Source organism: Streptomyces sp. NPDC025618, from assembly GCF_055558795.1.
The window spans coordinates 1-18,957 of record NZ_JBVHLW010000026.1; the positions used below are offsets into that span (position 1 = coordinate 1).

At 73.2% G+C, this 18,957-nt stretch carries 17 protein-coding genes and 1 pseudogene; 7 read left to right on the forward strand and 11 right to left on the reverse strand.

Translation table 11 applies throughout. From position 1 onward, the window contains the following. A pseudogene (locus ACZ4A5_RS21265) lies at window positions 1-115 on the forward strand (IS5 family transposase); the annotation flags it as partial. A 36-nt stretch (window positions 116-151) separates the two neighbouring features. Here ACZ4A5_RS21265 and ACZ4A5_RS21270 read toward each other — a convergent pair. The 4 genes from ACZ4A5_RS21270 to ACZ4A5_RS21285 form a co-directional block, all read right to left on the reverse strand. After that, the gene (locus ACZ4A5_RS21270; protein ID WP_467586146.1) at window positions 152-1,570 is read right to left on the reverse strand and encodes a phytoene desaturase family protein; all 1,419 of its coding nucleotides are present in this window, start codon (window positions 1,568-1,570) and stop codon (window positions 152-154) included. Window positions 1,571-1,598: 28 nt separating this feature from the next. Then, window positions 1,599-2,426 (reverse strand): inositol monophosphatase family protein, encoded by an 828-nt coding sequence (locus tag ACZ4A5_RS21275; protein ID WP_467586149.1) that lies wholly within the window; start codon window positions 2,424-2,426, stop codon window positions 1,599-1,601. 82 nt (window positions 2,427-2,508) lie between these two features. After that, entirely contained in the window at window positions 2,509-4,320 is a 1,812-nt protein-coding gene (locus tag ACZ4A5_RS21280) for a gamma-glutamyltransferase family protein (RefSeq protein ID WP_467586153.1), read from the reverse strand. Window positions 4,321-4,383: 63 nt separating this feature from the next. Continuing rightward, the gene (locus tag ACZ4A5_RS21285) at window positions 4,384-4,893 is read right to left on the reverse strand and encodes a DUF3761 domain-containing protein (RefSeq protein ID WP_467586156.1); all 510 of its coding nucleotides are present in this window, start codon (window positions 4,891-4,893) and stop codon (window positions 4,384-4,386) included. 254 nt (window positions 4,894-5,147) lie between these two features. Here ACZ4A5_RS21285 and ACZ4A5_RS21290 point away from each other — a divergent pair, with 254 nt between their 5' ends. Then, window positions 5,148-6,203, forward strand: a complete 1,056-nt coding sequence (locus tag ACZ4A5_RS21290) for a lipoate--protein ligase family protein (protein WP_467586160.1) — start codon at window positions 5,148-5,150, stop codon at window positions 6,201-6,203. Between the two features lie 18 nt (window positions 6,204-6,221). Here the strand turns inward: ACZ4A5_RS21290 and ACZ4A5_RS21295 are convergent, their stop codons facing one another. The 5 genes from ACZ4A5_RS21295 to ACZ4A5_RS21315 form a co-directional block, all read right to left on the reverse strand. Next, complete coding sequence (locus ACZ4A5_RS21295) at window positions 6,222-6,905, reverse strand: GNAT family N-acetyltransferase (protein WP_467586163.1); 684 nt, start codon at window positions 6,903-6,905, stop codon at window positions 6,222-6,224. Window positions 6,906-7,175: 270 nt separating this feature from the next. Continuing rightward, window positions 7,176-8,180: a TIGR03842 family LLM class F420-dependent oxidoreductase gene (locus tag ACZ4A5_RS21300; RefSeq protein ID WP_467586166.1), complete on the reverse strand. Its 1,005-nt coding sequence runs from the start codon at window positions 8,178-8,180 to the stop codon at window positions 7,176-7,178. An 11-nt stretch (window positions 8,181-8,191) separates the two neighbouring features. After that, window positions 8,192-9,592, reverse strand: coding sequence for a dihydropyrimidinase (gene hydA, locus ACZ4A5_RS21305; RefSeq protein ID WP_467586170.1), 1,401 nt, complete (start codon window positions 9,590-9,592; stop codon window positions 8,192-8,194). Continuing rightward, on the reverse strand, window positions 9,589-10,860 hold the full coding sequence (locus ACZ4A5_RS21310) for an aspartate aminotransferase family protein (protein WP_467586395.1): 1,272 nt from the start codon (window positions 10,858-10,860) through the stop codon (window positions 9,589-9,591). The genes hydA and ACZ4A5_RS21310 overlap by 4 nt, the downstream gene beginning before the upstream one ends. An 83-nt stretch (window positions 10,861-10,943) precedes the next feature. Next, complete coding sequence (locus tag ACZ4A5_RS21315; protein WP_366003584.1) at window positions 10,944-11,786, reverse strand: nitrilase-related carbon-nitrogen hydrolase; 843 nt, start codon at window positions 11,784-11,786, stop codon at window positions 10,944-10,946. A gap of 162 nt (window positions 11,787-11,948) precedes the next feature. On the opposite strand from ACZ4A5_RS21315, the gene ACZ4A5_RS21320 reads away from it, so the two are divergent. The 5 genes from ACZ4A5_RS21320 (at window position 11,949) to ACZ4A5_RS21340 (ending at window position 16,370) form a co-directional block, all read left to right on the forward strand. After that, on the forward strand, window positions 11,949-12,380 hold the full coding sequence (locus ACZ4A5_RS21320; protein ID WP_467586177.1) for a MarR family winged helix-turn-helix transcriptional regulator: 432 nt from the start codon (window positions 11,949-11,951) through the stop codon (window positions 12,378-12,380). Between the two features lie 7 nt (window positions 12,381-12,387). Continuing rightward, window positions 12,388-13,692 carry an MFS transporter gene (locus ACZ4A5_RS21325; protein WP_467586183.1) on the forward strand — a complete coding sequence of 435 codons (1,305 nt, stop codon included), beginning with the start codon at window positions 12,388-12,390 and terminating at the stop codon, window positions 13,690-13,692. An 11-nt stretch (window positions 13,693-13,703) separates the two neighbouring features. Continuing rightward, on the forward strand, window positions 13,704-14,258 hold the full coding sequence (locus ACZ4A5_RS21330) for an isochorismatase family protein (RefSeq protein ID WP_467586187.1): 555 nt from the start codon (window positions 13,704-13,706) through the stop codon (window positions 14,256-14,258). Window positions 14,259-14,379: 121 nt separating this feature from the next. Then, entirely contained in the window at window positions 14,380-15,855 is a 1,476-nt protein-coding gene (locus tag ACZ4A5_RS21335; protein ID WP_467586191.1) for an AlkA N-terminal domain-containing protein, read from the forward strand. Between the two features lie 5 nt (window positions 15,856-15,860). After that, a complete protein-coding gene (locus ACZ4A5_RS21340; RefSeq protein ID WP_467586195.1) occupies window positions 15,861-16,370 on the forward strand; it encodes a methylated-DNA--[protein]-cysteine S-methyltransferase in 510 nt (169 codons plus the stop codon). A gap of 142 nt (window positions 16,371-16,512) precedes the next feature. Here ACZ4A5_RS21340 and ACZ4A5_RS21345 read toward each other — a convergent pair whose 3' ends face one another. Continuing rightward, window positions 16,513-17,112 (reverse strand): hypothetical protein, encoded by a 600-nt coding sequence (locus ACZ4A5_RS21345; protein ID WP_467586198.1) that lies wholly within the window; start codon window positions 17,110-17,112, stop codon window positions 16,513-16,515. Then, window positions 17,109-17,987: an SIR2 family NAD-dependent protein deacylase gene (locus ACZ4A5_RS21350; protein ID WP_467586200.1), complete on the reverse strand. Its 879-nt coding sequence runs from the start codon at window positions 17,985-17,987 to the stop codon at window positions 17,109-17,111. Before ACZ4A5_RS21350 ends, ACZ4A5_RS21345 begins: the two co-directional genes overlap by 4 nt. Window positions 17,988-18,957 lie beyond the last annotated feature (970 nt).

Here is an 18,957-nt window from a genome sequence, read left to right on the forward strand (position 1 = left end):
CCGCGACTACGAGACCCACCCGCACCGCTCCGAAGCCATGATCCACCTCGCGATGATCGACCTCATGACCCGCCGCCTCACCGGCGAAACCACCCTGAACTGGCGCGGAGCCTAAACCCCAGGACCAAACACGAATCAACGGACCAAACGCTCAGTAAGCCCCCCGCAACCCCCGCCAGACCGCCCGAGCCGCATGATGCCCGCACATACCATGCACACCCGGCCCCGGCGGCGTGGACGAAGAGCAGATGAAGACATTCGGCCGCGCCGTCGCATACGGCACGAGCGAGAGCTTCGGCCGGATCACCAACCGCAACCCCGCCACCGACCCGGCGGCGATATCACCGCCGACATAATTCGCGTTGCGAGCGGCAAGCTCCGGCGGGCCCGCCGTCGCGCGGGCGAGGACGAGGTCGCGGAAGCCCGGTGCGAAGCGTTCGAGCTGACGCTCGATGACCTCGGTCGCGTCGCCCTGCCAGCCGTTCGGCACGTGGCCGTACACCCAGAAGGTGTGCTTGCCCTCCGGGGCCCGGGTGGGGTCGACGACGCTGGGCTGCGACGTGATGAGGAAGGGCACCGAGGGGTCGGCGCCGTGGAGCGCGGCGCCGAGAGCCGCGTCGACCTCCTCGTACGTCGGGCCGATATGGACCGTGCCCGCGCGGCGCGCGGCCTCCGACGCCCAAGGCACGGGGCCGCTCAGCGCATAGTCGATCTTGAACACCGCGGGGCCGTAACGGAAGTTCCGGTAGGCGTCGCCGAGCCCGGCGATGCGGGCGAGGGCGGTGGGCGAGGTGTCGAAGACGTACGCGCGGGCGGGCGGGAGGTCGTCGAGGCGTTTGACCTCGAAGCCGGTGTGGAGGACGCCGCCCTGCTCCCTCACGTACGAGCCGAGGGCGTCGGCGATCGACTGCGAGCCGCCGCGCGGCACCGGCCAGCCGCCCGCGTGCGCGGCGAGCGCGAAGATCAGGGCCATACCGCCGGTGCCGAAGCCGCCGAGCGGCGCGATGCCGTGCGCCGCGAGCCCGGCGAACATCGCGCGGGCCTTCGCGTCGCGGAAGCGGCGCGTCAGCAGGGCCGCGGGCTGCGCGGCGAGCAGGGCGAAGCGCGCGTAGAGCAGGGGGTCGCGCGGCAGGCCCTGCCAGGCGGTGCGCAGGAAGTCCGCGGCCACCGCGTCCCAGTGCCCCCGGAAGGGCGTGACCAGCCGGCGGTAGGCGCCCGCGTCGCGCGGCCCCAGCGAGTGCGCCGTCTCCCCGATGCTGTGGGAGAGGACGGCGGCGCTGCCGTCGGGGAAGGGGTGCGCCATGGGCACCTCGGGGTGGATCCACTCCAGGCCGTGCCGGTGCAGCGGCATCCTGGTGAAGGCGGGCGAGCCCGCCGCCAGCGGGTGCACGGCCGAGCAGGGGTCGTGGCGGAAGCCGGGGAGCGTGAGCTCCTGCGTGCGCGCGCCGCCGCCGATCGCCTCCGCGGCCTCGAACACCTCCACGGCCAGGCCTCGGCGGGCCAGTTCGGCGGCCGCCGTGAGCCCATTGGGCCCGGCACCTACGACGACCGCGTCGAGCATGGTGGGCACCGGACGCAACTCCCCTCGTCCCCGTGGATCAGCCGGCGGACGCCAGCAGGCCCAGGATATGCCGGAGCGTCACCTCGTCCCGCGCGGCGGCGAACGGCAGGGCGTTGCCCCCGGCTATCCGGAACGGCTCGCCCGCGACCGTGCCGCTCGCCCCGCCCGCCTCGGCGACCAGCAGCAGCCCGGCGGCGTGGTCCCAGGCGTTCTCCCAGGAGAAGGCGAGCCCGTCGATGTGCCCCCGCGCCACGTTGAGATATTCGAGCCCGGCCGAGCCGCAGGGGCGCGGCGCGACGCCGTCCGTGCGCAGGGCGGCCAGGACGCGCTTCTGCTCGTCGTTGGTGAAGTCGTAGTGCGAGGTCGCCACTTCGAGGACCTTGCCCGGCTCGGGCGAGCCGGAGCTCAGGCGGGTGCCGTTGAGCTCCGCGCCGCCGCCGCGGCGGGCGGTCGCCATCAGCTCCAGGGCGGGCGCGTACGTCCAGGAGGCGAGCAGCTCGCCGTGGTGGGCCAGGCAGACGAGCGTGGTGAAGCCGGGGTCGCCGTGGACGAACTGCCGGGTGCCGTCGACCGGGTCCACGATCCACACCGGGTCGCTGCCGCGCAGGGCGGTGAGGATGCCGGGGTCGGCGTGCACGGCTTCCTCCCCGACGACGACGGAGCCGGGCAGCAGGGCGGTGAGCGAGGCGGTCAGGTGCTCCTCGGCGAGCCGGTCGGCGACCGTCACCAGGTCGTGCGGGCCGTTCTTCTCGACGATCTCGTCCGCGGCGAGCTGCCGGAAACGCGGCATGATCTCGGTGGCGGCCGCCTTGCGGACCGCCTCCTCGACGTGGTTCAGATCACCTGCGAGAAATTCATCGATCATGCGTCCATCGAACCACGCCCCACCGACATCCGGGGGCGTGGTCATGGCCACAGGATGGCTTCCCCGTGAACGGACCCCGGGGTCAGCGGCCCACCGCGTAGCCCTGCATGCCCCGCGGATTGGCGGCCGCCGACAGCACGCCCGTCTCCGGGTCGCGCGCCACCGCGCTCAGGCGGCCCTGCGACCAGGGCCCGGCGACGGCCACGTCGTGGCCCCGGCGCCGCAGCTCCCCGATGACCCGCTCCCCGATCCGGGCCTCCACCGTGACCGATCCGGGCCGGGTCTCGCGCGGGTGGAAGGAGCTGGGGAAGGACTCCTGATGCCATTGGGGCGCGTCGATCGCGCCCTGGAGGTCGAGCCCGCCGCGCACGGCGGGGCGCAGCGCGGCCGCGAGGAAGAAGTGCAGCTGCCACTGGTCCTGCTGGTCGCCGCCAGGTGTGCCGAAGGCCAGCACCGGCTCGCCGCCGCGCAGCGCGAGGGAGGGCGTCAGGGTCGTGCGCGGCCGCCGCCCGGGGGTGAGGGAATTGGGCAGCCCGGCCTCCAGCCAGGTCATCTGCAGCCGTGAGCCGAGGGGGAATCCGAGCTCGGGGACGACGGGGTTCGACTGGAGCCAGCCGCCACTGGGCGTCGCGGAGATCATGTTGCCCCAGCGGTCGACGATGTCGAGGTGGCAGGTGTCGCCACGCGTCACCCCGTCGGGGCCGACGGCCGGGTCGGTGTCGTACGCGAGGGTCGGCTCGCCCCCGCCGGGCAGCAGCGGCACCCGCGCCACGTCGGCGGGGGTGAGCGCGTGCCGGGGCAGGCGCGGGGTGCGGCCCCCGGGGCTGCCGGGGCGCAGGTCGTACGACGCCAAGTCGCCGATCAGGGCCCGGCGGGCGGAGTTGTAGTCGTCCGAGAGGAGTTCGCGCAGCGGCACGTCACCGGTGGCGTCGCCGTACCACGCCTCGCGGTCGGCCATGGCGAGCTTGCCGCCCTCGACGAGCGTGTGGACGTAGTCGCCGGTGCCGTATTCGGGCAGCTCGCCCAGCAGGGCGAGCTGCTGGAGCAGGACCGGTCCCTGCGACCAGGGGCCGGCCTTGCACACGGTCCAGCCGTTCCAGTCGTACGTGACCGGGTCCTCGTAGCTCGCACGGAAGCCCGCGAGATCGTCACCGGTGAGCGGGGCCGCGTGCCATTCGCCGGAGGAGTCCAGGGTGGGGCGGGCGGCGGCCCGTACGAGCGCCTCGGCGACGAAGCCCTCGCGCCAGACGCGGCGGGCGGCGTCGATGCGGCGCTCCCGGCCGCCGCCCGCCGCGTCGGACTCGGCGAGGAGGCGGCGCCAGGTGGCGGCGAGCGCCGGGTTCCGGAAGAGCCGGCCGGGGGCGGGCGGACGCCCGCCGGGCAGATACAGCGCGGCGGAGTCCGGCCACTCACGGGTGAACAGCTCCCGCACCGCCGCTACGGTCCGGCCGACCCCCTCGACCGGGGCGTGCCCGGACTCGGCGTATCCGATGGCGTACGACAGGACGTCGGCGAGCGGCTTGGTGCCGTGGTCGCGCAACAGCAGCAGCCACGCGTCGAACGCGCCCGGCACCGCGGCCGCGAGGGGCCCCGTGCCGGGCACGAGCGTCAGCCCCAGCGAGGTGTAGTGCGCGATGCTCGCCCCCGCGGGCGCGGGCCCCTGACCGCAGAGCACCCGTACGGCGCCGCCCGCCGGGGCGATGACGGCGGGCACCTCGCCGGCCGGGCCGTTCAGGTGCGGCTCGACCACGTGCAGGACGAAGCCCGCCGCCACCGCGGCGTCGAAGGCGTTGCCCCCGCCCTCCAGCACGGCCATCGCGGACTGCGAGGCGAGCCAGTGCGTGGAGGAGACCATGCCGAAGGTGCCCTGCAAGGTGGGCCGCGTCGTGAACATGACCTCTAGGAGATCCCGCGGAGGCGGTTCCTTCAACCATGCGGGCGCGTCTTCCCGGACCTTTCAGGAGGGAAGATCCTTCAACCACTGCGCGACACCGCCGTGGTGGGAGCACGTGCCCCTGCGGTGCGCGGAGTAGGAGGACGAGCCGTCGTTGCAGATCGCGGACGCGCCCGCGTGGTCACCGGAGGCGGGCGAACCGCCGGTCGACGTGGTGCCGCCGGATCCGCCGGTGGTGGAGTGGGCGCCTCCGCCCCCTGCCGAACCGGCCGTGCCTGCTGAACCGGCCGAACCGGCCGTGCCGCCGCCGGACGGCGCTTCCTCCTTCGGCGTCGGCGCGGGCGTCGGGGACGCGCCGCCCGGTGTGGACGCGGGCGCGGACGACGGCGGGGCCGAGGCCGGCGCGGTCGTCGGCTCCTGGGACGGCGTGACCGGCGCGGAGGTGGCGGCGGTCGGCCTGGTGTCCGCGGACTTGTCGGAGTCGTCGCAGGCGACCGCGCCGATCCCCAGCGTCAGCGCGACGGCGAGAGCCGCTCCGGTCCGTCTCGCCCTGCGCGACAGAAAGGTGTTCACGTTCGGGTTCCCCCCTCGAACGGGCTGCTGCGTCGGAACGTTTCCGCGCATGGCCCCGCACCCGGTCACGAGCCGACGCCCGGCAGACCGGGGGAGCGGGTGGGGGGAGGTGAAGAGAAGGAGCGGTGTTATGTGTGGGGTGCACGTAGTGTAGGTGCTTCACCCACGAGAGTGACAGTAGATGGCGGAGTTACGGTTGATTCCGCTGTCGGCCGGAGGACCGGTCGGAGAGAACATAGCGGGAGGACGCGGCCGTGCACGGCGAATACAAGGTTCCGGGCGGAAAGCTCGTCGTCGTGGACCTGGAGGTCGAGGACGGAGCCCTGCGTGACGTCCGGGTGGCCGGTGACTTCTTCCTCGAACCGGATGAGGCGTTGTTCGACATCAACCGGGCGCTCGAAGGGGCCGACGCCGACCTGCCGGCCCCGGAGCTTGCCGCCCGCATCGACGCGGCGCTCCCCGAGGGCGCGGTCATGTTCGGCCTCACCTCCGAGGCCGTCGGGGTCGCCGTCCGCCGCGCACTCGCGAACGCCACCGACTGGCACGACTACGACTGGCAGCTCATCCATACCGGACCCCAGTCACCCGCCCTGCACATGGCCCTCGACGAGGTGCTCACCGCGGAGGTCGCGGCCGGGCGGCGGCCGCCGACGCTGCGGGTGTGGGAGTGGGGCTCGCCCGCCGTCGTCATCGGCAGCTTCCAGTCCCTGCGCAACGAGGTCGACCCCGAGGGCGCGGCCCGCCACGGCATGACCGTGGTCCGCCGGATCTCGGGTGGTGGAGCCATGTTCATCGAGCCGGGTAGCACCATCACCTACTCCCTGTGCGTGCCCGACGCCCTGGTGCAGGGCCTGTCCTTCGCCGACAGCTACGCCTATCTGGACGACTGGGTGCTGGGCGCGCTGGAGGGCATGGGCGTCAAGGCGTGGTACCAGCCGCTCAACGACATCGCCACCGACTCCGGGAAGATCGCGGGCGCGGCCCAGAAGCGGCTGGTCGGGGCGGAGGGCGCGGTGCTCCACCACGTGACCATGGCCTACGACATCGACGCCGACAAGATGCTCGACGTGCTGCGGATCGGCAAGGAGAAGCTGTCCGACAAGGGGACGAAGAGCGCGAAGAAGCGCGTGGACCCGCTGCGCCGCCAGACCGGCCTGCCGCGGGCGGCCGTCATCGAGCGCATGATCGCCTCCTTCCGCGACCGCTACGGCCTGACGGAGGGCGCGGTCACGCCTGAGGAGATGGCCCGCGCCCGCGCACTGGCGGAGACGAAGTTCAGTTCGGAGGAGTGGACGGCGCGCGTCCCGTAAGTCCTGGGAAGGGGCGGCCTAGGCCGACATGAGCGGACGCGACCGCTCCGGCCTGGGGCCCGCCGCCACCCGCTGTTCGAGCCGCTCGCGCACGTGGGGCCACTCCTCGTCGAGGATCGAGTAGAAGGCCGTGCCCCGCACCATGCCGTCCAGGCCGCGGGTGTGGGCCCGGCGGACGCCTTCGAGGGCCGCGCCGAGACGTTCGATCGCCGCGCGCGAGCGCAGGTTGCGGGCGTCGGCGCGCAGGGACACCCGCCGGACGCCCCACGTCTCGAAGGCGTGGCGCAGCAGGAGCAACTTGGCCTCGGCGTTGATCCCGGTGCCCTGGGCGCGCGGGGCGAGCCAGGTGCCGCCGATCTCCGTCGCGTCGGGTATCGCGGTGAGCGGGTCGCCCAGGGGCTCGCGCGGAGCGGGCGGCCAGGGCACCGGGCCCTGCCAGTAGTCCAGCTCGCAGAACCGGGTCGAGCCCACCACCAGGCCGTCCGCGGCGCGGACCACGGCGAAGGGCAGCGCCCGCCCCGCGATCCGCGCCGCCACCGCCTCGGCGACATAGCGCTTCGTGGCCTCCACCCCATGGGGCACGGGCGTGAAGGCATAGCTGCCGCGGTCCTCGGCCGCCGCCGCGGCCAGCGCCTCGACGTGCCGCTCGCCGAGCGGCTCCAGCCGCACACCGCGGCCGTGGAGGAAGACGGGCACGGGCATGGGCCTTGCCTCCTTCAGCGGGGGAACGGGGGCCCGGCGGCGGGCGTCGCGTGCGCCGCGAGGCGTGTGCGCCGGGTGTGGCCAGTGTGCGTCCGGGAAGTCGCCGGACGGGCGTCGGCGGTGCGAAGGTCAGGAGACAGGCAGGTGAAGGCGAGGTGCGGGGGTCTCGCGGTCTCGCGGTATCGCGTATGCGAATACCCGTAGCCCGTACGGGAAGCCGCCGACCGTCGGAGGGGGAGCAGGCCCGGTCCGGCGGCCGGGGCGGAGCTCCTAGGAGCCGGCCAGCGCGGGAATGACGTCCCGGCCGTAGGCGTCGATCGTCGACTCCTTCGCGTCGTGCATCGCGTAGAGGGCGAACTGGTCCACCCCCAGCGACCGCAGCTCCTCCAGCCGCTCGCGGTGCGCCTCGACGGGGCCGAGCAGGCAGAACCGGTCCACGATCGAGTCGGGCACGAAGTCGGTGGAGGGGTTCCCCGCGCGGCCGTGGTGGCTGTAGTCGTAGCCGTGGCGCTGCTTGATGTATGCGGTGAGGGCCTCCGGCACCAGACCGGAGTGCTCGCCGTACCGCTCGACCAGGTCGGCGACGTGGTTGCCGACCATGCCGCCGAACCAGCGGCACTGCTCGCGCGCGTGGTCCAGGTCGTCGCCCACATAGGCGGGCGCGGCGACGCAGACGGTGACGGAGTCCGGGTCGCGCCCGGCGTCGGAGGCCGCGGTCCGCACGGCCTTGACCATCCACTCCGTGAGGAAGGGGTCGGCGAGCTGGAGGATGAAGCCGTCGGCCTCCCGCCCGGCGAGGGCGAGCGCCTTGGGGCCGTACGCCCCCATCCACACCGGCAGGCTGCCGTCCCGCACCCAGGGCAGGCGCATCGGCGTGCCGCCCACATCCGTCTCGCGCCCCTCGGCGAGATCGCGGATGACGCGCATCGCCTCGCTCAGGGAGGCGAGGGTGTTCGGCTTGCGGCCGGCCACCCGCATCGCGGAGTCGCCCCGGCCGATGCCGCACACGGTGCGGTTGCCGTACATGTCGTTGAGCGTGGCGAAGGTGGAGGCCGTGACCTCGGGGGTGCGGGTGGAGGGATTGGTGACCATGGGGCCGACGATCAGTCGCTCGGTGTGGTCGAGGACGCGGCTGAGGATGACGAACGGCTCCTGCCACAGCACGGCGGAGTCGAAGGTCCAGCCGTAGTGGAAGCCCGCGCCCTCGGCGCGGCGCATCAGGTCCACCACGGCGGAGGCGGGCGGGTCGGTCTGGAGGACGATTCCGAAGTCCACGGCGGTGCTCCTTACACGAGGTACTGACAAGTGGCGCGCGGTACGTAACGGCCGTGCCCGGCACGCCCCGTGAACTGCCGCTCTTCGATGACGGTCTCGCCGCGCGACAGGACGGTCTCGACCTGTCCGGTGATCTGCCTGCCCTCGTAGGCGGAATAGTCGACGTTCATGTGGTGGGTCGCGGCGGAGAGGGTCTGCCGCGCGTGCGGGTCGTAGATGACGATGTCGGCGTCACCGCCGGGCGTGATGGTGCCCTTGTGCGGGGCGAGGCCGAACATCCGGGCGGGGGCGGCACAGGCGATCTCGATCCACCGGCGGCGCGTGATGCGGCCCTCGACGACGGCCTGGTGGAGGAGATCCATGCGGTTCTCCACGCCGGGCAGGCCGTTGGGGATCTTCGAGAAGTCCCCGCGGCCCAGCTCCTTCTGGCCGGCGAAGCAGAACGGGCAGTGGTCGGTGGAGACCACCTGGAGATCGTCCGTGCGCAGCCCGCGCCAGAGCGCTTCCTGGTGCTCGCGCGGCCGCAGGGGCGTCGAGCAGACGTATTTGGCGCCCTCGAAGCCCGGTTCGGCGAGATTGTCCGTGGAGAGGAAGAGGTATTGCGGGCAGGTCTCGCCGAAGACCGGCAGGCCCTTGTCCCGCGCCTGCGCCAGCTCCGCGAGTGCCTCCTCCGCCGAGACGTGCACGACATAGAGAGGGCTGCCGGCCACCCGGGCCAGCTGGATGGCGCGGTGGGTGGCCTCGGCCTCCAGCAGCGCCCGGCGGACCTCGCCGTGGTAGCGCGGGTCCGTGCGGCCCGCGGCGAGGGCCTGCTCGACCAGGACGTCGATGGCGATGCCGTTCTCGGCGTGCATCATGATCAGCCCGCCGTTGCCCGCGGCGCGCTGCATGGCCCGCAGGATCTGCCCGTCGTCGCTGTAGAACACCCCCGGATAGGCCATGAAGAGCTTGTACGACGTGACGCCCTCGCCCACCAGGAGATCCATCTCCTTCAGCGAGCTCTCGTGCACATCGGAGAGGATCATGTGGAAGGCGTAGTCGATCGCGCAGCCGCCCTCGGCCTTGGCGTGCCAGGCGTCGAGCCCCTCGCGCAGCGCCCCGCCGCGCGGCTGGACGGCGAAGTCGACGACGGTCGTGGTGCCGCCCCACGCGGCGGCGCGGGTGCCCGTCTCGAAGGTGTCGGAGGAGGCGGTGCCGCCGAAGGGGAACTCGAAGTGGGTGTGGGCGTCGACCCCGCCGGGGATGACGTACTTCCCCGTGGCGTCCAGGGTGCGCTCCGCCGTCCAGCCCTGGGCGGCGGCGCTGCCGGGCGTGGCCAGGGCGGCGATCCTGCCGTCCTCGATCAGGACGTCCGCCGTCGTCTCCTCGGCGGCGGTGATGACGAGCCCGCCGCGAATGGCCGTTCTGGTCATGGCCGTTCCCCCTCCTGTGCGTGCTGCACCTGGTGCAGGGTCTGCTCCAGGAGCGCGACGCCTTCCTCGGCCTCGGCGACGGTGAGGGTGAGGGGCGGGGCGATGCGCAGCACATTCCCGTCGTGGCCGCCCTTGCCGATCAGCAGGCCGCGCTCGCGGGCGTGCTCCAGGGCGAGGGAGGCGGCCTCCGGCGCGGGCGATCCGTCGGGCCGTACGAGCTCGACACCGGCCATCAGGCCGCGGCCGCGCACCTCCCGGACGACGGGGAGCCCGCCGGCGACGGCGCGCAGCCGCTCCATGAGGAGACCGCCGACGCGGCGGGCGTTGCCCTGGAGGTCGTGCTCCAGCAGATAGGTCAGGTTGGCCAGGCCGGCGGCCATGGTGACGGGGCTGCCGCCGAAGGTCGAGATGGAGTTGGCGGAGAGGCAGTTCATGACCTCGGCGCGGGCGACGACCCCGCCGACGGACATGCCGTTGCCGATGCCCTTGGCGAAGGTGAGGATGTCGGGCGGGCCGCTCGCCGCGTGCGCCTGCCAGCCCCAGAAGTGGTCGCCGGTGCGGCCCCAGCCGGTCTGCACCTCGTCGGAGATCCACAGGATGCCGTGGCGCGTGAGGACTTCGCGGAACGCGGCGTACAGCCCGTCGGGCGGCGAGGTGAACCCGCCGACGCCCTGGACCGGTTCGGCGATCAGCGCGGCGACGTTGCCGTGCGCCTGGCCGAGCATGTCCTCCAGATCCGCGACGCAGGCCGCGGTGAACTCCGCGTCGGACAGCTGTGCGAAGGGCCCGCGCGTGCGCACGCCGCCGTGCAGATAGAGGGTCTGCAGGGGGGAGAGGCTGGTGGGTGACCAGGAGGCGTTGCCGGTGATGCCGACGGTGGAGAAGGACCGGCCGTGGTAGCTGTTCCGCATCGCCAGGATCTGGTTGGACCCGCGGTGGGTGGTGGCGAGCAGCAGGGCCGCGTCATTGGCCTCGGTGCCGGAGGTGGTGAAGAAGACCCGCGCGTCGGGGATGCCGGAGAGCGAGGCGATCCGCTCGGCCAACTCGACCATGTGGCGGTCGAGATAGAGCGTGGAGGTGTGCAGGATGCGCCCCGCCTGCTCGGCGACCGCCTTGGTGACCTCGGGCAGGGCGTGGGCGGTCATGGTGGTGAGGATGCCGCCGAAGAAGTCGAGATAGCGGCGGCCCTCGGCGTCCCACACATGGCGGCCCTCGCCGTGGGTGAGCTCCAGCGGCTCGCGGTAGTAGAGCGTGAGCCACTCGGGCATCACGGCCCGGTGCCGGATGTGCAGACGGGCGGCGGGGGCGTCGCCGGAGGGGCCGGGAGGAGGCACCTCCGGGGGTGCGGCACTCACGGCCGGACCAGCCCGTCGTAGGCGTCGGGCCGGCGGTCGCGGTAGAAGGCCCACTGCTGGCGGACCTCGTCGATGAGGCCGAAGTCCAGGTCGCGGACGACCAGTTCCTCCTTGGTGTCGCTGGCGACATCACCGACGAACTGCCCGCGCGGGTCCACGAAATACGAGGTGCCGTAGAAGTCGTTGTCGCCGTACTCCTCGCGGCCCACGCGGTTGATCGCGGCCACGAAGTATTCATTGGCGACGGCCGCCGCGGGCTGCTCCAACTGCCAGAGATGGGCGGAGAGTCCGCGCGAGGTGGCGGAGGGGTTGTACACCAGCTGGGCCCCGGCCAGGCCGAGCGAGCGCCAGCCCTCGGGGAAGTGGCGGTCGTAGCAGATATAGACGCCGACCTTGCCGACGGCCGTGTCGAAGACGGGCCAGCCGAGATTGCCGGGTTTGAAGTAATACTTCTCCCAGAAGCCCTTCACCTGGGGGATGTGGTGCTTGCGGTACTTCCCCAGATAGCGGCCGTCGGCGTCGATCACGGCCGCCGTGTTGTAGTAGAAACCGGACTGCTCGATCTCGAAGACGGGCACGACGATCACCATGCCCGTCTCCCGCGCGAGCTCCCGCATCCGCTGGACGGTGGGCCCGTCGGGCACTTCCTCGGCCCAGCGGTAGTGCTCGCTCTCCTGCACTTGGCAGAAATACGGGGCGTTGAAGACCTCTTGGAAGCCGATCACCTGCGCGCCTTGCGCGGCGGCGGCGCGGGCGTGCTCCTCGTGCTTGGCGATCATCGATTCGGTGTCGCCGGTCCAGGTCGCCTGAACCAGAGCGGCGCGCACAACATTGGCCATGAGCTGCTCCTTTGCCGGGGCGTCAGCCAGGCTGACACGCGTAGATCCACGTGTGCTGCGACCGTATGACCCGTCACGCTCGGTGGCAAGACCGGCGCGTGGCCTGTGGATAACTCGACAGCCAAACTTGCAAGTTTCCCTGTCGTTCTTTACGGTGGAACCATGCCTGACAAGGAACAGGAACGCGCCGCCGCCGATCTGGCCGCCACCGTCTCCCAGCTCATGCGGCGCCTGCGTACGGCCTCACCCCAAGGCGCCCTCACCCCCTCCCAGCGCGCCGTGCTCAGCCGGCTCGGCACCGACGGCCCCGCCACGACCGCCGCCCTGGCCCGCGCGGAGCTCGTACGTCCCCAGTCCATGCGCGTGATCCTCGGCGTGCTGGAGGAGGCGGAGATGGTCACCCGCTCCCCGCACCCCACCGACGGCCGGCAGGTCGTCTTCTCCCTCACCGCGGAGGGCGAGGAGGCGCTCGCGTCCGTACGCGACTCCAAGAACAGCTGGCTCGCGGCCGCCATCGAGCGCCGCCTGGGCCCCGACGAACAGCGCGCCCTGATCGAGGCCACCCGGCTGCTCAAACGCCTGGTCGAGGAATGACCGTGGAATGAGCCGCGGAATGAAAGGCCCCGGACGCGCGCCCCGGACCCCCGCCACCGGGGCGGCGCGTGACACCGGCGGGACGGGCGCGCCGCCTCCGGCGGACCGCGACTCCGGTCCGGCCTTCGGTGGCCGCTTCATGGCACCGCTCCTCCTCGGCGCGGTCCTCAACCCCGTCAACACCACCGCCATCGCCACCGGCCTCGTCGCCATCGGCCACGACTTCGGCACCGGCCCGTCCGGCACCGCCTGGCTGGTCTCCTCCCTCTACCTCGCCAGCGCGGTCGGCCAGCCCCTCATGGGGCGCCTCGCCGACCTGCTCGGCCCGCGCCGCGTCTTCCTCGCCGGCCTGGTGGTGGTGTGCGCCGCCGGCCTGACCGGAGCCCTCGCCTCCGGCCTCGGGCAGCTGATCGTCTCCCGCGTCCTGCTCGGCATCGGCACCTCCGCCGCCTATCCCGCCGCCATGGCCATGCTCCGGGCCGAATCCCTGCGCGTCGGCCGCGAGCCACCGCGCACCGTCCTCGGACGGCTCTCCCTCGCGGCGCTCGGCAGCGCCGCGATCGGCCCCGCGCTCGGCGGCCTGCTCATCGCCACCACCGGCTGGCGCGGCATCTTCGCCGTCAACGTGCCGCTGGCGATCGTCCCGTTCGTCCTCGGCCTGCGCCTGCTGCCCCGCGACACCGCCCGTCCGGCACGCGGCGGCGGCCGTCCCGCCGAGCCCACTCCGCTGTCCGCGCTCCTGCGCAACCGGCCCCTCGTCGTCACCTGCCTGCGGCATGGGCTCGCCTACCTCACCATCTACTGCACGCTGTACGGCTTCACCCAATGGCTGGAGGAAGCCCACCGCTACTCCTCCTTCACCACCGGCCTCGTCATACTCCCCATGTCCGGTGCGGCGGCGGCCTGTTCACTGCTCGGCGCCCGTACGAAGAGCCTCCGCGCACCCCTCACCACGGCGGCCGCCCTGCTCGCCCTCGGCAGCGGAGGTCTGCTCCTCGCGCACGGCGGCACGCCGCTCGCCGCGCTGCTGCTGACCTCCGCGCTCTTCGGCGTACCGCAGGGCCTCGCCTCCACCGGCAACCAGGCCGCCGTCTACGCCCAGGCCCCGCCCGGCGGCCTCGGCGCGGCGGCCGGCGTCCAGCGCGCCGCGCAGTACCTCGGCGCCATCGCCGCCACCGCCCTGATCGGCCTCTGCTACGGACAGCGGGCCACCGACGCCGGCCTGCACCACCTCGCCACCGTCACCGGTGCGCTGAGCCTGTCCCTCGTCGTCCTGACCGTCACCGACCGCGCCCTGCGCACCCGCACCTGAGGAGCCGCCCCATGCCCGCCACCACCCTCGACCCCAGGACCGCGCTGGTCCTCGTCGACCTCCAGAAGGGCATCCTCGCCCTCCCCACCGCGCACCCCTCCGCCGAGATCCTCGCCCGCGGCGCCCGGCTGGCCGCCGCCTTCCGCGAGCGCGGCCTGCCGGTCGTGCTCGTACGCGTCGTCGGCGCCGCGTCCGGCCGCTCCGAGGCCCCGCTGCGCGGCGGACAGCCCCCGGCCGACTTCGCCGACCTGGCCCCCGAACTCGACCGCCAGGACAGCGACATCGTGATCACCAAGCACACCTGGGGCGCCTTCCACGCCACTGACCTCGACCTCCAGCTGCGGCGCAGGGGCGTCACCCAGATCGTCCTCGGCGGCATCGCGACGGGCGCGGGCGTCGAGTCCACCGCCCGCGCGGCCCACGAACACGGCTACCACGTGACGATCGCCACCGACGCCGTCACCGACCCCGACCCCGAGATCCACCGGGTCGCCATGGAGCGGACCTTCCCGCGCCTGGCCGAGACGGACACCACGGAGAACATCCTGAAGCTGCTCGCCTCTTAGGCCGGCAAGGGTGCGCCTTTGAGGGCATCGAGGGCGCACCCATTTCCGCCCCTCCCGCCCCTCAAACGTCCATGTCGGATTTCCGCGAGCCAAAGCCGCCGCCGCGGACGATCCTTGAAGCATGTACACCGACTTCGACCGCTGTGTCCGGGCCGTCCGCTCCAAGGACGCCCGCTTCGACGGGTGGTTCTACACCGCCGTGCTCACCACGGGCATCTACTGCCGCCCGAGCTGCCCGGCCGTGCCGCCGAAGGACCGGAACATGACCTTCTACCCCAGCGCGGCCGCCGCACAGCAAGCCGGCTTCCGGGCCTGCAAGCGCTGCCGGCCCGACGCCAGCCCCGGCTCGCCACAGTGGAACGAGCGGGCCGACCTCGTCGCCCGGGCCATGCGGCTCATCGGCGACGGCACGGTCGACCGCGAGGGCGTCCCCGGGCTCGCCTCCCGCCTCGGCTACAGCACCCGGCAGATCGAGCGCCAGCTGCTCGCCGAGCTGGGCGCGGGCCCGCTCGCCCTGGCCCGCGCCCAGCGCGCCCAGACCGCCCGCATCCTCATCGAGACCAGCGAACTGTCCATGGCGGACGCCGCGTTCGCCTCCGGCTTCTCCTCCGTACGCGCCTTCAACGAGACCGTACGCGAGGTCTTCGCGCTCTCTCCCACCGAGCTCCGCGCCCGCGCGGCCCATGGCCGGAAGCCCGCCACGCCCGGCGTGCTGGCGCTCCGGCTGCCCTTCCGGACGCCCCTGTGCCCCGACAACCTCTTCGGCCACCTGGTGGCGACCGCCGTGCCCGGCGTGGAGGAGTGGCGCGACGGCGCGTACCGCCGCACCCTGCGCCTCCCGTACGGCCACGGCACCGTCACCCTCGTCCCGCGCCCCGACCACATCGACTGCCGGCTCGCCCTCTCCGACCTGCGCGACCTGGCCGGAGCCATCAGCCGCTGCCGGAGCCTCCTCGACCTCGACGCGGACCCCGAGGCGGTGGACGAACTGCTCGCCGCCGACGAGCGGTTGGCCCCGCTCGTCGCCAAGGCCCCCGGCCGCCGGGTGCCGCGCACCGTGGACCCGGAGGAGTTCGCCGTACGGGCCGTGCTCGGCCAGCAGGTGTCGACCGCCGCGGCGCGCACGCTCGCCGCACGCCTCGTCACCGCCCACGGCGAGCCCGTCGACGACCCGGCCGGGGGCGGCCTCACCCACCTCTTCCCGTCGGCCGAGGCGCTGTCGGGCCTCGACCCCGCGGCGCTCGCCATGCCCGGCGGCCGCCGCACCACCGTCGTGACGCTGGTCCGGGCCCTCGCGTCCGGCGAACTCTCCCTCGGCGTCGGCAGCGACCGCGCCCAGGCGTACGCACAGCTCGCTGAGCTCCCCGGCATGGGCCCGTGGACCACCGGGATCATCGGGATGCGGGCGCTCGGCGACCCCGACGCCTTCGTGCCGACGGACCTCGGCGTCCGGCACGGCGCCGCCGCCCGCGGCCTGCCCGCGACGCCCGGAGCGCTGACCCGGCACGCCGCCGCGTGGCGGCCGTGGCGGGCGTACGCCGTCCAGCACCTGTGGGCGGCCCACGACCACCCCATCAACGACATGCCCAAGGACTGAGCACCATGCAGCGCGTACACACCGTCACCGACAGCCCCGTCGGTCCCCTGACCCTCGTCGCCACCGACGGCACCCTCTCCGGTCTCTATATGACCGACCAGCGGCACCGGCCGCCCCAGGAGACGTTCGGCGAGCGGGACGACAGGCCGTTCACCGAGGCCCTGCGTCAGCTCGCGGCGTACTTCGCGGGCGGGACGACCCGCTTCGAGCTCCCGCTGCGACTGGACGGCACGCCGTTCCAGCGGCGCGTATGGGCGGGGCTCCTGGAGATCCCGTACGGCGAGACGCTCTCGTACGGCGAACTCGCCGAGCACATCGGCGCGCCCAACGCGTCCCGCGCGGTGGGCCTGGCGAACGGCAAGAACCCCATCGGCATCATCGTCCCCTGCCATCGGGTCGTGGGTTCGACGGGCGGACTCACGGGGTACGGCGGGGGACTGGAGCGCAAGCGGACGCTGCTCGCGCTGGAGCGGGGTTCCGGTGCGGGGGCGGGTGATCCGGACCGGCTGTTCTAGGCGATGGTCAAGGCCCGGTGGCCCGTGCGGGCCGGCCCGTCCGCACCGCCGCCGCGCGGCGGTGTCCTCAAGCGCCGGACGGGCTGGTTGTTGCCGATGCGGTCCGTACGCTCAAGGACGCGCCCGCCGCAGGCGGCCGCACCTACCGCCCCCGCCCCTTCAGCTTCAACGGCCGCTTGTAATAAGCCCAGGGGAAGGATCCCGCCCCCACCTGCACCCAGCCCTCCGCTTCCATCCGCCGGTGCCGGTTGCCCAGGGCGAACGGGACGCGGCGGTGTTCCCACGGGTGGTCCGACGCCTCCACCACGTGGAAGTACGGGCCGTAGTCGACGACATGCCAGCCCTCCAGACCCGCCTCCGCGAGTGCCGCCATCTCGTCGAAGGCGGTCAGCGGGGTGAGCACCCGCCGCTCCGGTACGCCCGGCCCTGCGGCCGTGACGCCGGGCGCGGTGGCGGAGTCCTTCGCGGCGAACCGCTGTTGCGCCGCCTGCCGGCTCACCCCGAGGATGCGGCCGATGGTGTCCCAGCTGTGGCCCGCCGCCCGCGCGCCCTGCACCGCCTCGCGCAGCAGCCGGCTGGTCTCCTCGGCGCCGACCCGGGTGGCGGCGACCAGGCGGAGGTAGCCCTCGGCGTCGTGTTCCAGCGACTCGGCCAGTCCGTCCGGGGCGCCGAGGACGGCGCCCGCGATCCCCTCACGGATGCGCGCGCCCTCCTCCGGACCGATCAGCGGTTCGTCGCTCATCGGCCGTCCGCCACGCGCAGCGGCTCCAGCGCGTCCAGGGTCGCGCGGTCACGCTCCCGCCGCGCGGCCCGGCCCGCCCCGACGAGCATGCCGATGGCGCAGAGGACGATGAAGGCGGCGGCGCCCCAGACGAAGTAACGGGCGACATCGGCGCCGTCCGAGAGTCGCGTGGTCATGACGATCAGGGCGACCGCCATGGGGAACATGCCGCAGGCGGCGGCCCGGAGGGCTGAGCTGCGGTCCGTACTCGACCGCGTGTCGGTGATCATGGCGTCAAGATGTCCTTGACATCGATCGCTTGTCAACCTTTCCTTGACGCACGCCTTGGTCACGGCCACCGCCTCGCCCAGCACCGCCGGGTCCAGCCCCTCGCCGAACATCACCGTCGCCGACTTCAGGATGCCGCCGCACGCCTCGCACGCCGGGTCCGCATCGCCCGCCGCGACCCGCTCCAGCGCCTCCTCCATGCCCGACCGGGCCTTGCACCGCGTGCACTGCACCGACCGTGCGGAGCCGTGCAGTTCGAGCACCTTCCGCTCGGGCATCCCCGCCAACTGGTGCAGCCCGTCCACGTTCTGGGTCACCACGCGCACCGGCGTACCGGACCGCTCCAGCCGCACCACCGCCTCGTGCGCCACGTTCGGCCGCGCCCGCAGCGCGGGCCCCTCGCGCCGCATCCGCCACGCGCGCCGCCGGATCTCGGGATCGGCCATGTAGTACTCGTACGTGACGAGCTTCTCGGCCTCCGGATCGCGCCGCCACAGCCCGTTGGGCCCGCGGTAGTCGGGGATCCCGGAGTCCGTGGAGATCCCGGCCCCGCTCATGACCACCACCAGGGGCCGCCGCGCCCCGGACAACACCTCGCCGCTGCTCATGCCGCGAGCGTACGCAGCGACACCTCGCGCGGGCGACGGCATTAAGCGGAGCCGGCGGGCACGCCCTCGTGCGCGCCATTCTGTGGATGTGTCGATATTCGACCGGTGACGAGAAGGGCTCGCCCTCACTGGAGATTTATCGATATTGAGGCCCATCACCCTTACGGGGTCGTTTTGTATGACATGTCTTCCCTCGCTCGGGTGGTGCGGTGCCCGCATACGGGCCAAGGCGCGGGCTTGTCTCGGTGGTGCGTTGCCGCGGCTGTGTTCCTGTGCGACTCCAGGTTTCTGAGGGTGAGTAGGAGCGATATGTCGCTAAAGAGGAGGCGGGTCGGCGCCTTTGTGGCGGGTGGCGGCGCCGTCACATTGGGGGTGATGTTCGCGCTCTGCACGTCGACGGGCGGCGTGCTGTCCGCGGTCGCGCGAGGCCGTTACGACGGGGTTCCCGGAGAGGTGATCGCCGGGGCGGGGCAGCACGTGCGGAAGGGGCCGTCGACCGCCACGCCGATCGTCGCCACGTACGGCCCCGGGGAGCGCGTCCGTATCGAGTGCAGGGGTGTCGGTGAGGACATCCGGGGGGATCGCTCGTGGTACAGGCTCATCCGGGGCGGCGGCTGGATGAGCGCGCGCTACGTCCACGCGTATGGCTCGGTGCCGGTGTGCGGCGACGGCCGTCACGATCCCCGGCGCCCTGCTCGGGGCCCGAGGGGACCCAAGGGCGACAAGGGGGACCGGGGGCCGGTGGGCCCGGCAGGCCCGAAGGGACCGAAAGGGCCGAAGGGACCCAAGGGGGATACCGGCCCGGTGGGTCCTAAGGGGCCGAAGGGGGATGTCGGTCCGATGGGATCGAAGGGACCGAAGGGAGATCCGGGGCGGGTCGGGCCGCAGGGCAGGCCGGGTGCGGCGGGGCCCGCGGGCCCGAAGGGTGGCACGGGTGCTGTCGGTCCGCAGGGTGCGACCGGTCCGGCTG

Coding starts and splice junctions, on each gene's coding strand:
- ACZ4A5_RS21275 (WP_467586149.1), bottom strand. CDS start 2,426: ATGATCGATGAATTTCTCGCAGGTGATCTGAACCACGTCGAGGAGGCG.
- ACZ4A5_RS21280 (WP_467586153.1), bottom strand. CDS start 4,320: ATGTTCACGACGCGGCCCACCTTGCAGGGCACCTTCGGCATGGTCTCC.
- ACZ4A5_RS21295 (WP_467586163.1), bottom strand. CDS start 6,905: ATGCCCGTGCCCGTCTTCCTCCACGGCCGCGGTGTGCGGCTGGAGCCG.
- hydA (WP_467586170.1), bottom strand. CDS start 9,592: ATGACCAGAACGGCCATTCGCGGCGGGCTCGTCATCACCGCCGCCGAG.
- ACZ4A5_RS21310 (WP_467586395.1), bottom strand. CDS start 10,860: ATGCCCGAGTGGCTCACGCTCTACTACCGCGAGCCGCTGGAGCTCACC.
- ACZ4A5_RS21315 (WP_366003584.1), bottom strand. CDS start 11,786: ATGGCCAATGTTGTGCGCGCCGCTCTGGTTCAGGCGACCTGGACCGGC.
- ACZ4A5_RS21320 (WP_467586177.1), top strand. CDS start 11,949: ATGCCTGACAAGGAACAGGAACGCGCCGCCGCCGATCTGGCCGCCACC.
- ACZ4A5_RS21325 (WP_467586183.1), top strand. CDS start 12,388: ATGAGCCGCGGAATGAAAGGCCCCGGACGCGCGCCCCGGACCCCCGCC.
- ACZ4A5_RS21330 (WP_467586187.1), top strand. CDS start 13,704: ATGCCCGCCACCACCCTCGACCCCAGGACCGCGCTGGTCCTCGTCGAC.
- ACZ4A5_RS21335 (WP_467586191.1), top strand. CDS start 14,380: ATGTACACCGACTTCGACCGCTGTGTCCGGGCCGTCCGCTCCAAGGAC.
- ACZ4A5_RS21340 (WP_467586195.1), top strand. CDS start 15,861: ATGCAGCGCGTACACACCGTCACCGACAGCCCCGTCGGTCCCCTGACC.
- ACZ4A5_RS21345 (WP_467586198.1), bottom strand. CDS start 17,112: ATGAGCGACGAACCGCTGATCGGTCCGGAGGAGGGCGCGCGCATCCGT.
- ACZ4A5_RS21350 (WP_467586200.1), bottom strand. CDS start 17,987: ATGAGCAGCGGCGAGGTGTTGTCCGGGGCGCGGCGGCCCCTGGTGGTG.